The following is a 13,353-nucleotide window of genomic DNA, read 5'->3' as shown; positions in this document are numbered from 1 at the left end:
GTCACCGCCCGTCGTCTCGATGAGGGCCGGGTGGACGACGGCCGGGTGGACGACGGTCGTGTCGACGACGGCTCCGTGGTCCGGGTCGGCGCCGCCCGGACAACGAGCGAGGGCCCGCGGACGGATCCGCGGGCCCTCGCACCGTGTCGGCTCACCAAACAAGTCGTCTGCCGGCAGGTTCAGTTCGGGGCGGCCGCCGTCGTCGTCGCGCCCGTGGACGTCGTCGCCGGACGGGGATTCAGCAGCCGCTCGGCCAGTTCGCCGAAGCCGAGGCCGAAGGCCGCCCACATCGCCACCTGAATGGCGAGCGAGGAGAGGCGGAACCGCCACAGCAGCGTGGCCGGGAAGTCTGCCGGCACCTCGTTGACGGCGGGCAGGAACCCGTACGCCAGCCCGATCACGAGGACGAAGCCGACGACGGCGACCACCGTGGCGTTCCACGCGCCGAGCCTCGGTGCGAGGCGCTTGCCGGCGATCACCGCGGCGACCGCGAGGAGCACGCCGAGCACCATCATCAGGAAGTACAGGGTGGTGCGCTTGGCGATGGTGTCGTGGTCGCCGACGGCCGGCGGATTGGCCGGGTACTTGAGGAACGGCACGACGTACACGGTGAGCAGTGCGGCCCCGGACAGCAGCAGCGCCGTGGCCCGCGGGCCGAAGCGTCCGACGCGGCCCAGGGCGAAGCAGTAGGCCAGCGCGGCGATGCCGCCGAAGGCCACCCCGTAGACCAGGACGCCGGTGGTCAGACCGGCGGTGGACTGCAGGCTGCGGGAGACGAGTTCGACCTCGTGCTCGTGCGCGGGGGCGTGGGACGCCTCGAAGCCGATCGCGCCGTCGACGTTCGGCTCGCCGAGGAAGTACGCCACGACCAGGGCGAGCACGCCGGCCCCCAGGCCGGCGAGCATGCCCCGGACGAGCAGGTTTCTTACCGTTGCGGAATTCATGCGGGTGCGGCGCCCCTCGTCAGTGGCAGGGGAAGCCGAGCAGGTGACGGGCGTCGTGCACCCACTCGTGGACGCCCTCGCCGGAGACGACGGACGTGGCGCCCTGCTCGGCGCCGACGAAGTAGAGCAGGACCAGCATCAGGACGCCGAAGAAGACCGCCCAGGGGGCGATGTCCTTCAGCGGCAGCTTGGCGGGTACGACAGGGGTGGTGGCGGTCGGCTGGGCGACGTGCTGCGCCATGGCAGGGTCTCCTCTGGGAGTTCGCGTCCCATCTCGGTGGTGCACAGGACGACGGCCCCGGGTCTGACTCGCGATGCGCCCCCCGTTTCAGGGCGACGCATCGATCACAGTGGCGCGACCGTGCCGGATTTCCACCGGCTTCCGTGGTGCCGTCGTCGATATCAGAGTGACGGTACCGTGTGTCGCGTCCATGGCCAATACCGCCTCACCTGGCGTGACGCCGCTCTCGGCCGTCGCGTGGCCCGGATCACCCCTCGCCGACCGGCCCGCGCATGCCGAAGAGGGCCGGGTGCGCTGTCGGCGTCCGCCGGCCGACGGGGCGCCGCACAAGGGTCCGCGCCCCGGCCCGCCCCGCCGGGATCCACTGGTGGGTCCGGGCGGCCGGTGCCAGAGTCTGGGCCATGGCCATAGACGTCGCGGCCCTCCGGGCCCACTTCCCCTCCCTCGCGCAAGGGTTCGCCTTCTTCGACGGCCCGGGCGGGACGCAGACCCCCGCGCCGGTCGCCGAGGCGATCGTGCGGACCATGACCGGTCCGCTGTCCAACCGCGGGACGGTCAGCGCGTCCGAGCGCAACGCCGAGCGGGCCGTCGCCGCGTTCCGGGCCGCGTACGCGGACCTGCTGGGCGTGCCGGCCAACGGCATCGTGCACGGGCGCAGCGCCACACAGCTCACCTACGACTTCTCACGGCACCTGGCCAAGGACTGGCGGGCGGGCGACGAGATCGTCCTGAGCCGGCTGGACCACGACGCGAACGTGCGGCCGTGGATCCAGGCGGCACGACGCGCCGGGGTCGTCGTCCGCTGGATCGAGATCGACGACGCGACCACCGAACTCGACCTCGACTCCTACGAGCGGGCGCTGTCGCCCCGGACGCGGCTGGTCGCGGTGACGGCGGCCTCGAACGTGCTGGGCACCCTGCCGCCCGTGCGCCGCATCGCCGACCGGGCCCACGAGGTCGGCGCCCTGGTCCACGTGGACGGCGTGCACTACGCCGCGCACCACCTCGTGGACGTGCCGGCACTGGGGGCCGACCTGTTCGTCTGCTCGCCGTACAAGTTCCTCGGACCGCACTGCGGCGTGCTCGCCGGCTCGCCGGACCTCCTCGAAACCCTCGCGCCGGACAAGCTGCTGCCGTCCACCGACACCGTGCCGGAGCGCTTCGAGTTCGGGACCCTGCCCTACGAGATCCTGGCGGGCGCCACCGCCGCCGTGGACTTCCTGGCTGCGATGGACCCCGGCGACGCGCTGGACCCGGACGACGAGGGGAAGGGAGCCGTGCGGGACGCCGCGGAGCCGGGCGCCTCCCGCAGGCAGCGGCTGAGGCGGTCGCTGCGGTCCCTGCACGCCCACGAGAACGCGCTGCGCGCCAGGATGGAGGAGGGGCTGCGCGCGCTGGGCGACGCCGTCACCGTCCACTGCAAGGCGGCGGACCGTACCCCCACCGTCCTGATGACCCTGGAGGGCCGGGACGCGCGGGAGGCGCAGGCGCACCTGGCGGCGCGCGCAGTGGTGGCGCCGGCGGGCTCCTTCTACGCCCACGAGGTGTTCGCCGCGCTGAAGTTGCCGGACCCGTCGCTGCGGGTGGGGCTCGCGCCCTACAACGACGCCGAGGACGTCGACCGACTGCTCGACGGACTGTCCACGTTCGTGCCCACGGCCGTGTGAACGGTTCGGTGCGCCGCGACGCACGCCGTTCCCCAGACTTGTACCGTTCGTTTTCTTGAATGGTTCGTGTTTATGCCGTAGGTTCGACGTCATGACAGCCCCCCGTACACCGACCACCGCCGAGGAGCTGCGCGGTGTCGGCCTGCGGGTGACGGCCGCCCGTGTCGCGCTGCTCGAGACCGTCCGTGAGGGCGACCACCTGGACGTCGAGGCGATCGCCTCCGGCGTCCGTGACCGCGTGGGCCACATCTCCGTGCAGGCCGTGTACGAGGCCCTGCACGCGCTGACCACGGCGGGCCTGGTGCGCCGCCTGGAGCCGCCGGGCAGCCCGGCCCGCTTCGAGGGACGCGTCGGCGACAACCACCACCACCTCGTGTGCCGCTCGTGCGGCGTCGTCGCCGACGTCGACTGCGCGGTCGGTCACGCCCCCTGTCTGACCGCCGTCGACGACCGCGGCTTCGCCATAGACGAGGCCGAGGTCATCTACTGGGGCCTGTGCCCCGACTGTTCGCCCGCCCGCAGCACGTGACCACCCGCAGCGTCCCGACCTGCGGTTTCGTGAGCATGTGATCCGACCAGTCCAGAAGGATTCCCCCATGACCGAGAACCATGACGCGATCGTGACCGAACAGAAGGCGTCGGAGGCAGGTGGCTGCCCGGTCGCACACGACCGCGCCCTGCACCCGACCCAGGGCGGCGGAAACCGCCAGTGGTGGCCGGAGCGGCTCAACCTGAAGATCCTCGCGAAGAACCCGGCCGTGGCGAACCCGCTCGGCGAGGACTTCGACTACGCCGCGGCGTTCGAGGCGCTCGACCTGGCCGCCGTGAAGCAGGACATCGCCGAGGTGCTCACCACCTCGCAGGACTGGTGGCCCGCCGACTTCGGCAACTACGGCCCGCTGATGATCCGCATGGCCTGGCACAGCGCGGGCACCTACCGCATCAGCGACGGCCGCGGCGGCGCCGGCGCCGGGCAGCAGCGCTTCGCCCCGCTCAACAGCTGGCCGGACAACGCCAACCTGGACAAGGCCCGCCGTCTGCTGTGGCCGGTCAAGAAGAAGTACGGCCAGTCCATCTCGTGGGCCGACCTCATGATCCTCACCGGCAACGTCGCTCTGGAGCAGATGGGCTTCACCACCTTCGGCTTCGCCGGCGGCCGCGAGGACGTCTGGGAGGCGGAGGAGGACGTCTACTGGGGTCCCGAGACCACCTGGCTCGACGACCAGCGCTACAGCGGCGACCGTGAGCTGGAGAACCCGCTCGGCGCCGTCCAGATGGGCCTCATCTACGTCAACCCCGAGGGCCCCAACGGCAACCCGGACCCGCTGGCCTCGGCCCGCGACATCCGCGAGACGTTCCGCCGGATGGCGATGAACGACGAGGAGACGGTCGCCCTGATCGCGGGCGGTCACACCTTCGGCAAGACGCACGGCGCGGGCCCCGCGGACCACGTCGGCGACGACCCCGAGGCCGCCTCGCTGGCCGAGCAGGGCCTCGGCTGGAAGAGCAGCTTCGGCACCGGCAAGGGCGGCGACACCATCACCAGCGGTCTGGAGGTCACCTGGACCTCTACGCCGACGCAGTGGAGCAACGGCTTCTTCGACAACCTCTTCGGCTTCGAGTGGGAGCTGACCGAGAGCCCGGCCGGCGCAAAGCAGTGGGTCGCCAAGGACGGCGCGGGCGCCGGCACCGTCCCCGACGCGCACGACCCGTCCAAGCGTCACGCCCCGACGATGCTGACGACCGACCTGGCGCTGCGCTTCGACCCGGTCTACGAGCAGATCTCGCGTCGCTTCCACGAGAACCCCGACCAGTTCGCGGACGCCTTCGCCCGCGCCTGGTACAAGCTGACCCACCGCGACATGGGCCCGAAGTCCCTGTACCTCGGCCCTGAGGTCCCGGCGGAGACCCTGCTGTGGCAGGACCCGCTGCCGCAGGCCGAGGGCGAGACGATCGACGCCGAGGACATCGCGGCCCTCAAGGTCAAGCTCCTCGCCTCCGGGCTGAGCGTCTCTCAGCTGGTGTCCACCGCCTGGGCGTCGGCGTCCAGCTTCCGCGGCAGCGACAAGCGCGGCGGCGCCAACGGCGCCCGCATCCGCCTGGAGCCGCAGCGTGGCTGGGAGGTCAACAACCCGGACGAGCTGGCCCAGGTGCTGCGCGTACTGGAGGGCGTCCAGGCGGAGTTCAACTCCGGCGCGAAGAAGGTCTCCCTGGCCGACCTGATCGTCCTCGGCGGCGCCGCCGCCGTCGAGAAGGCCGCCAAGGACGCGGGCCACGACGTGGAGGTCCCGTTCACGCCGGGCCGGGTCGACGCCTCGCAGGAGCAGACGGACGTCGAGTCGTTCGCCGCGCTCGAGCCGACCGCCGACGGGTTCCGCAACTACGTCGGCAAGGGCAACCGCCTGCCGGCCGAGTTCCTGCTGCTCGACAAGGCGAACCTGCTGAACCTGAGCGCGCCCGAGACGACCGTCCTCGTCGGCGGCCTGCGCGTGCTGGGCGCGAACCACGCCCAGTCCTCGCACGGCGTCTTCACCGACACCCCCGGCACGCTGACGAACGACTTCTTCGTCAACCTGCTCGACCTCGGCACGACCTGGTCGTCGACGTCCGCGGACCAGACCCTCTTCGAGGGCCGGGACGCCGCCACCGGCCAGGTCAAGTGGACCGGCACCCGCGCCGACCTGGTCTTCGGCTCGAACTCCGAGCTGCGCGCCCTCGCGGAGGTCTACGCCGGCGACGACGCGAAGGAGAAGTTCGTGAAGGACTTCGTCGCGGCCTGGGTCAAGGTCTCCGAACTGGACCGGTTCGACCTCGTCTGATCCGATCCCGGCGCACCTGCCGCCCGCACCACCAGCACCGGACACCCGGGGCGTCCAGCTCGGTCCACAGGGCCGAGCCGGGCGCCCCGGCGCGTTGCACGACTGTCCAAACCATTGACCAGGACATGCGCACCCCTTATCTTCTGGCCGAAGTTACGAACCTCGTTCGACATGACGAACAAGGTTGAACGGGCTGCTGCACGGACAAGGGACGGTCCCGTATGCCTCGGATGTACCACCGCAGATCCCCGCTCGCCTGCGTGTCGGCACTCCTTGTCGCCCTGATCGCCCTGGTCGCCCTGGTCACGGCGACCCAGCCGGTGTCCGCGGCCGACGGCCGCCCGTACACCAACCCGTTGAAGTCGGCCAAGGGCGCCGACCCCTGGCTGGAGTACTACGACGGCGACTACTACCTGATCACCACGACGTTCACGGGCGTCCTCGGCATGCGCAAGTCGCCCACGCTCGCGGGACTCGCCACCGCGCCCACCGTGCAGGTCTGGTCGGACACCACCGCGACCCGCAACACCAACATCTGGGCGCCGGAGATCCACCGCTTCGACGGCCGCTGGTACCTGTACTACTCGGCCGGTCAGGGCGGCACCGCCTGCTGCGACTCCCAGCGCACCCATGTCCTGGAGAGCGCGGGCGCCGACCCGCTCGGCCCGTACACCTACAAGGGCTCCCTCACCGGCTCCGACCTCACGCCCGGCGGCTGGCTGATCGACGCCAGCGTGCTGCAGGCGAACGGAAAGCTGTTCCTCGTCGGAAGCGGTTCCGTGAACGGGAGCAGACAGAGCCTGGTCATCGCCCCGATGAGCAACCCGTACACCCTGTCCAGCAACACGTTCACCGTCATTTCCAGCCCCACACTGAGCTGGGAGACCTCGGGCGCACCGGTCAACGAGGGTCCTGAGCCGCTCTACCACGGCGGACGTACGTTTCTCACGTTCTCCGCGAGTTACTGCCAGACCGCGGACTACAAGCTCGGCCTGCTGGAACTGACCGGCCCGGACCCGCTCAGCCCCACGTCCTGGACCAAGAAACAGACACCCGTGTTCCAGCGCAACGACACGGCCGGCGTCTACGGACCGGGCCACAACGGCTTCTTCACCTCACCCGACGGCACCGAGAACTGGATCGTCTACCACGCCGACTCCTCCGCGAGCGGCGGCTGCGGCAACGGCCGGACGACCCGCGCCCAGAAGTTCACCTGGAACGCCGACGGCACACCGGACTTCGGCGCCCCGGTCGCGCTCGGCACGGCACTCCCCGGCCCGTCCGGCGAGACGGCGACGACCCCGACGTCGTACACCCTCGTCAACCGCAACAGCGGCAAGTGCCTCGACGTGTCCGGCGGTTCGACCGCCGACGGCGCGAACATCCTCCAGTGGACCTGCAACGGCGGGGCCGACCAGAAGTGGCGGATCGAGGACCGGGGCGACGACACCAGCCGCCTGGTGAACGTGGCCACCGGCGGGGTGATGGACACCGCCGACTGCTCCACCGCGGACGGTGCCGACCTACGCCAGTGGCCATGGCTGAACAACGCCTGCCAGCGCTTCCGCCTCGTCTTCACCGCGAGCGGCGACTACGTCCGCCTCGTGGGCGAGAACAGCGCGAAAGTCGCCGACGTGGCGAACTGCGCAACCGCCGACGGCGCCGACGTACGGCAGTGGACCTGGCTGAACAACACCTGCCAGCAGTGGCGCCTCGTGCCCACCACCTGAACCCCGCACCCCTTCCCCCCTGGAGAACCCCCTTGAGACGCAACGCCGTTCGGCTGATCCTGGCCGGCCTCGTCGCCCTCGCGGCCGTCCTCGCCTGCGTGGTCGCCCCCGCCCAGGCCGCCGTGCCCGACTCCCCCGCGGTGACGTACACCAACCCGATCGCCGAGAAGCGCGCCGACCCGCACATCTACAAGCACACAGACGGTTACTACTACTTCACCGCCACCGTCCCCGAGTACGACCGCATCGTGCTGCGCCGGGCGACGACCATCCAGGGCCTGTCCACGGCCCAGGAGGTCACCATCTGGACCAAGCACAGCAGCGGGGTCATGGGCGCCCACATCTGGGCACCGGAGATCCACTTCATCGACGGCAAGTGGTACGTGTACTTCGCCGCCGGCTCCACCAGCGACGTCTGGGCGATCCGGATGTACGTCCTCGAAGGCTCCGGCGCCAACCCCCTCACCGCGGCCTGGACCGAGAAGGGCCAGATCAAGACCACCTGGGAGAGCTTCTCCCTCGACTCCACCACGTTCGTCGTGAACGGCGTCCGCTATCTCGCCTGGGCCCAGCGCAACCCGTCGGAGGACAACAACACCAGCCTGTTCATCGCGAAGCTCGCCAACCCCTGGACGATCTCCGGCACTCCGGCGGAGATCTCACAGCCGACGCTGTCCTGGGAGACCGTGGGCTTCAAGGTCAACGAGGGTCCGGCGGTGATCCAGCACGGCGGCAAGGTGTTCATGACGTACTCAGCGAGCGCGACCGACGCCAACTACTGCCTGGGCATGCTGACCGCCTCCGCGACCGCCGACCTGACGAACCCCGCGTCCTGGTCGAAGGGCACGCAGCCGGTCTTCGGGACGAACGCCGCGACCTCGCAGTACGGGCCGGGCCACAACTCGTTCACCGTCTCCGAGGACGGCAGGTCCGACGTCCTCGTCTACCACGACCGCAGCTACCGGGACATCACCGGCGACCCACTGAACGACCCCAACCGCCGCACCCGTGTGCAGAAGGTGTACTGGAAGGCCGACGGCACGCCCGACTTCGGCATCCCGGTGGCCGACGGGGTGACCCCGAAGCGCTTCTCCTCCTACAACTACCCGGACCGGTTCATCCGCCACTGGGACTACCGCGCCCGCATCGAGGCGAACGTCAGCCCGCTCGCCGACTCGCAGTTCCGCGTGGTGACCGGGCTCGCCGGGACCGCAACAGTCTCCCTGGAGGCGACCAACTTCCCCGGCTACTACCTGCGTCAGAAGAACTCCGAGGTGTGGCTGGAGAAGAACGACGGCACCTCGGCCTTCGCCTCCGACGCGACGTTCTACCAGCGTGCCGGACTCGCCGACGCCGCGGGGATCTCGTACGAGTCGTACACCGGCGCGGGCCGCTACATCCGCCACTACAACTACCTGCTGTACGTGCAGACGCCGAGCACCACGACGGACAAGGGGGACGCGACGTTCTACGCCCAGTGAGGCGCCCGCCCTCCAGCGCCCGAGCGAGGCCTGCACCGCGGTGACGCCCTCGCCGCGCTGATGCCCTCATCGCGCTGAAGCCCTCGCCGCGCTGATGCCCGCGCGGTGCGGGCGGCATGACGGTGGCACGACGCCGAGACTATACATGGGGTGTATACCCTCTCTGTATAGTCTCGGCATGCCTTTTCCGACCAGCAAGACGAAGAACAAAGGGACCCGGTTGCGTGCCCTCGCCGTCTCGGCGGCGGCCGCCTGCCTGGCGGCCGCGGTCACGGGCTGCGCCGGCGCCGACACCACACTTCCGAGCAGCGCCCGCACCCGTCCCGGCGCCACCTCCCAGGCCACCCGCTACGGCGCGGTCGACTGCCGGGAGGTGAAGTGCATCGCCCTCACCTTCGACGCGGGCCCCAGCGAGAACTCCGCCCGGCTGCTGGACGTCCTGAAGGAGAAACAGGTTCCAGCAACCTTTTTCCTGCTGGGCAAGAGACACATCGAGAAGTACCCGGAGCTCGTCAGACGCATGGCGGCCGAGGGACACGAGGTGGCCAGCCACACCTGGGACCACAAGATCCTCACGCAGATCACACCGGAGGAGATACGCGAGGAACTCCGGCGTCCCAACGACGAGATAGAGCGCCTCACAGGTCGGCGCCCCACCCTGATGCGGCCGCCGCAGGGCCGCACGGACAAGACCGTGCACGAGATCTCCCGCGAACTGGGCCTCGCCGAGGTCCTGTGGACCGTGACCGCCAAGGACTACGCGACGACCGACTCCGCGCTCATCCGGCGCCGGGTCCTCGCACAGGCCGACCGGGACGGCATCATCCTGCTGCACGACCTCTACGACGGAACCGTGCCGGCCGTGCCCGGGATCATCGACGCGCTGAAAGAGCGCGGATTCGTCTTCGTGACGGTGCCCCAGTTGCTGGCGCCCGGGGAAGCGGTGCCGGGAGAGGTCTACCGCTGAAAGCCCGGTCCACCGCTGACGCCTGGCCTGCCGCCGAGGGCCCGGTTGCCGCCGAGGCCACGTCGGCAGTTGCGCATCCGTGGGTCGGAGGGTGTCGCCGCGTCCGCCCGCTCCGCGTGCCTACGATCACCGGGTGGTCATCTTCCAGCTCGAGCGCGCGGTACCGCTTTCTCCGGACGACGCCTGGCGTCGCCTCACGGAATGGTCCCGGCACGGCGACGTGGTACCGCTTACCCGTGTTTCCGTGCTGACTCCCCCTCCCACCCACGAGGGCACGGTCTTCGTGGCCCGGTCGGGCCTCGGCCCGCTGTCCTTCGACGACAGGATGGAGGTGACCGTGTGGCAGCCGCCGGCCCGCGACGAGCCCGGCCGCTGCCGACTGGAGAAACGCGGCCGGGTCGTCCTGGGCTGGGCGGAGATCGAGGTGCGGCCGGGACCGGGCGGACGGACCCACGTGTGCTGGCACGAGGAGCTCGACGTGCGTTTCCTGCCGTCCGTCTTCGACCCGCTCGTCGGGGCGACGGCGCGCTCGGTGTTCGGCCGGGCGGCCAACCGCCTCCTGCGCACCCCGTGACCGGGTCGGCCCCACCACCGTGTGAGGCCGAGGACATGACGACCGTGGACGAGACCGAGGCCCTCGCGGTGGACGCCCTGCGCGGGATGCGGAGCACTGCACGGGACACCGGCGGCGGTGGTCTCGGCTGGCCCGTCAGGCCCTCGGACCACGAGGTCGAGCCCACGCTCTACGACGGAACGGCCGGGGTGATACCCGTACTCCTCGAGGCCTGGCGGCACTTCGGCGACGACGCCTACGCCGACACCGCCCTGCGCGCCGCCCGCAGCCTCGCGGACGCCGTCGACGACCACCCCGACGACTCCCTGTACTTCGGCCTCACCGGCATCGCCCTCGTGCTGCGCACCGTGCACCGCGATCTCGGGTCGCCCGCGGCCGACGCCGCCGCGGACCGCGCCCTGGCACGGGTGCGCTCCCGTTTCGACGGGACGCGCTGGAGCGACCTCTTCGAGCTGATGGGCGGCAACGCGGGCATCGGCCTGGGCGCCCTGCTGTGCGGCGACGCCGAGTCCGCGCTCGCCGCGCTGGAACCGTACGCGCGCACGGCCGAGCCGACGGCGGCGGGCGTGACCTGGCAATGGTGCAGCGGCGCCGAGCCACGGCTGCACCACCTCGCGCACGGCGCTCTCGGCATCGCGTACGCGCTCACGGTCGTCGGAGCGGCGACGGCCCGCGAGGATCTCGTCGGCCTCGCACGGGCCGCGGTCGCGGAGGTCGTCTCCCGCGACGAGGCCGGACCGGAGGGTTTCCTCGTCCCGCACTCAGACCCGCAGCACCGCCCCGACGTCGTCGAGCGCCACAGCTACGGCTGGTGTCACGGCCCGACCGGCGACGCCCAGGTCTTCCGCATGCTGCGGCACGTCCTCGGCGAACCGTCCTGGTCGGACCTCGCCGACCGCTGCTGGCACACCGTGACCCGCTCCGGTCTGCCGCGCTGGATGCGACCCGGCTTCTGGGACACCAACGGCCGCTGCTGCGGAACCGCGGGCGTGCTGGCGCTGGCCTGCGACCGGATCGCCGAGCAGGGCGACTCCCCCGACTTCGCCCGGACCCTCGTCTCGGACCTCGCCTCCCGCGCGACGCGGGACGCCGACGACGCACGCTGGCACAACGTCGAACACCGGGCCGCCGCGAGCGAACTCGAGCCGCACACCGGGTGGGCCATGGGCAACGCCGGCATCGCACGCGAACTGCTGCGCCACGTCCGGTCGAGCAGGGGCGGCGACCCCCGCTACGCGTTCGCCTGGCCCGATCAGCCCGCCGTTCGCGTGACGGCGCCTCAGGCGACCGAGCCGATCCGCCCAGCCGACGAGGACGCCACGTCGTGATGGATCGGCGTGTGCGCGCCCGTGAGCGACACTCCGCTGCCGCCACGCCGCTCGGCGACGATCTCCGCCGCGATCGACAGCGCCGTCTCCTCCGGCGTACGCGCACCCAGATCGAGACCGATGGGTGACCGCAGTCGCGCCAACTCCAGCTCGGTGACGCCCACTTCACGCAGGCGACGGTTGCGGTCGAGGTGGGTGCGGCGCGACCCCATCGCGCCGACGTAGGCGACCGGCAGACGCAACGCCCGCTGCAGCAGCGGGACGTCGAACTTCGCGTCGTGGGTGAGGACGCACAGGACGGTCCGCGCGTCCACCCGCGTGTGCTCCAGGTACTCGTGCGGCCACTCGACGACGATCTCGTCGGCCTCGGGGAAACGGGCCGCGGTGGCGAAGACGGGGCGCGCGTCGCACACCGTCACGTGGTAGTTCAGGAACTTGCCGACCCGCACCAGCGCCGCCGCGAAGTCGATCGCCCCGAACACGATCATCCGCGGCGCGGGGACGGACGACTCCACCAGGACGGTGATCGGAGCGCCACAGCGTGAGCCCCGCTCGCCGATCTCCAGCGTGCCGGTGCGACCGGCGTCGAGAAACGCCCGCGCCTCGGCCGCGACCGTACGGTCCAGCTCGGGGTGGGCGCCGAAGCCGCCTTGGTAGAAACCGGTCTCGCAAGAACCGCGGCCGCGGGGACGGGCGTCGGGCGAGCGGCCGTCACGGTAACCGTTCTCGAACGGGCCGTCCCCTGCGCCGCCGCTTTCATGAACGCGTCCGTCGCGGAAACCGCTCTCGAAACGACCTGCCTCTCCGGAACGGCCCTCGGGAACGAGACCCTCACGGAAACCGCTCTCGAAACCGCCGCCCTCTCCGGGACCGCTCTCGTGCGCGTGCCGGTCCGGGAAACCGCTCTCGAAACGGCGGCCATCCGTGGAGGCGCCCCTGTGCGCAGGCCCGTCGCGGAAACCGCTCTCGAAACCGTCTCCCCCTCCCGAACCGCCCTTATGCGCAGGCCCGTCGCGGAAACCGCTCTCGAAACTGTTTCCCCCTCCCGAACCTTTCTCGAAACGCCCGCTACCTCCTCCGGAACCGCTTTCGAAACGCCCGCCCTCCGTGGAACCGTTTTCGAAAGACCGGCTGTCGAGGGAACCGCTGTCGGGAGCGCGGTCCGAACGGACGAGCAGCGCGCGGCCCACGAGGCCGGGCGGGCCGCTCACCACGCGCGCCAGGGCGGCCGCCGCGCCGGTCGCGGCGGCCTTGAGGGCGGCCGCGACCACCGGGCGGACCGGGTCGCCGGTCCGCACCGGTGTGACGAGGATGTCGATGATCCCGCCGCAGGTGAGGCCGACGGCGAAGGCGTCGTCGTCGCTGTAGCCGAAACGCTCCAGGACGGGCTCGCCGTCCTCCAGCGCCTGTCGGCACAGCTCGTAGACCGCGCCCTCCACACAGCCGCCCGAGACCGAGCCGATCGCCGTGCCGTCGGTGTCCACCGCGAGGGCGGCGCCCGGCCGGCGGGGCGCGCTGCCGCCGACGGCCACGACCGTGGCGACGGCGAAGTCACGGCCCTGTCCGACCCACCGGTCGAGCTCCTCGGCGATGTCCAGCATG

The 13,353-nt window shown here is 71.2% G+C and carries 10 protein-coding genes, 2 pseudogenes and 1 riboswitch; of the genes and pseudogenes, 8 read left to right on the top strand and 4 right to left on the bottom strand.

All coding sequences use genetic code 11. The features are described 5' to 3' along the window. Window positions 1-179: 179 nt before the first annotated feature. A complete protein-coding gene (locus tag BG482_RS18100; RefSeq protein ID WP_069770091.1) occupies window positions 180-944 on the bottom strand; it encodes a CbtA family protein in 765 nt (254 codons plus the stop codon). Window positions 945-963: 19 nt separating this feature from the next. After that, on the bottom strand, window positions 964-1,185 hold the full coding sequence (locus tag BG482_RS18095; RefSeq protein ID WP_069770090.1) for a CbtB-domain containing protein: 222 nt from the start codon (window positions 1,183-1,185) through the stop codon (window positions 964-966). Between the two features lie 35 nt (window positions 1,186-1,220). Further along, a riboswitch (cobalamin riboswitch) is annotated at window positions 1,221-1,380 on the bottom strand. A 206-nt stretch (window positions 1,381-1,586) separates the two neighbouring features. Between BG482_RS18095 and BG482_RS18090 the strand changes: the two genes are divergently transcribed. The 8 genes from BG482_RS18090 to BG482_RS18055 all read left to right on the top strand — a co-directional run bounded on the left by BG482_RS18090 (window position 1,587) and on the right by BG482_RS18055 (window position 11,751). Then, complete coding sequence (locus BG482_RS18090) at window positions 1,587-2,852, top strand: cysteine desulfurase-like protein (protein ID WP_069770089.1); 1,266 nt, start codon at window positions 1,587-1,589, stop codon at window positions 2,850-2,852. 91 nt (window positions 2,853-2,943) lie between these two features. After that, a complete protein-coding gene (locus tag BG482_RS18085) occupies window positions 2,944-3,381 on the top strand; it encodes a Fur family transcriptional regulator (RefSeq protein ID WP_069770088.1) in 438 nt (145 codons plus the stop codon). A 67-nt stretch (window positions 3,382-3,448) separates the two neighbouring features. Further along, complete coding sequence (gene katG / locus BG482_RS18080; protein ID WP_069770087.1) at window positions 3,449-5,671, top strand: catalase/peroxidase HPI; 2,223 nt, start codon at window positions 3,449-3,451, stop codon at window positions 5,669-5,671. Between the two features lie 221 nt (window positions 5,672-5,892). Continuing rightward, window positions 5,893-7,401 carry a family 43 glycosylhydrolase gene (locus BG482_RS18075; protein WP_079141887.1) on the top strand — a complete coding sequence of 503 codons (1,509 nt, stop codon included), beginning with the start codon at window positions 5,893-5,895 and terminating at the stop codon, window positions 7,399-7,401. A 32-nt stretch (window positions 7,402-7,433) separates the two neighbouring features. Continuing rightward, window positions 7,434-8,882 (top strand): family 43 glycosylhydrolase, encoded by a 1,449-nt coding sequence (locus BG482_RS18070; protein WP_176741407.1) that lies wholly within the window; start codon window positions 7,434-7,436, stop codon window positions 8,880-8,882. A 178-nt stretch (window positions 8,883-9,060) separates the two neighbouring features. Next, window positions 9,061-9,849, top strand: a complete 789-nt coding sequence (locus BG482_RS18065) for a polysaccharide deacetylase family protein (RefSeq protein ID WP_079141886.1) — start codon at window positions 9,061-9,063, stop codon at window positions 9,847-9,849. Between the two features lie 133 nt (window positions 9,850-9,982). Then, window positions 9,983-10,423, top strand: coding sequence for an SRPBCC family protein (locus BG482_RS18060; protein WP_069770084.1), 441 nt, complete (start codon window positions 9,983-9,985; stop codon window positions 10,421-10,423). A gap of 35 nt (window positions 10,424-10,458) precedes the next feature. Beyond that, window positions 10,459-11,751 carry a lanthionine synthetase LanC family protein gene (locus BG482_RS18055; RefSeq protein WP_069770083.1) on the top strand — a complete coding sequence of 431 codons (1,293 nt, stop codon included), beginning with the start codon at window positions 10,459-10,461 and terminating at the stop codon, window positions 11,749-11,751. Here the strand turns inward: BG482_RS18055 and BG482_RS45250 are convergent. Then, window positions 11,703-12,413: pseudogene (locus tag BG482_RS45250) on the bottom strand (XdhC family protein); the annotation flags it as partial. The gene BG482_RS18055 and the pseudogene BG482_RS45250 sit on opposite strands and share 49 nt — an antisense overlap. 765 nt (window positions 12,414-13,178) lie before the next feature. Then, a pseudogene (locus BG482_RS46200) lies at window positions 13,179-13,352 on the bottom strand (XdhC family protein); the annotation flags it as partial. Between the last annotated feature and the right edge of the window lies 1 nt (window position 13,353).

It is taken from the genome of Streptomyces sp. LUP30, from assembly GCF_001746365.1.
Lineage (GTDB): Bacteria > Actinomycetota > Actinomycetes > Streptomycetales > Streptomycetaceae > Streptomyces.
Note: the sequence above shows the minus strand (reverse complement) of the source record. Positions and strands in the feature narration are given on the sequence as shown.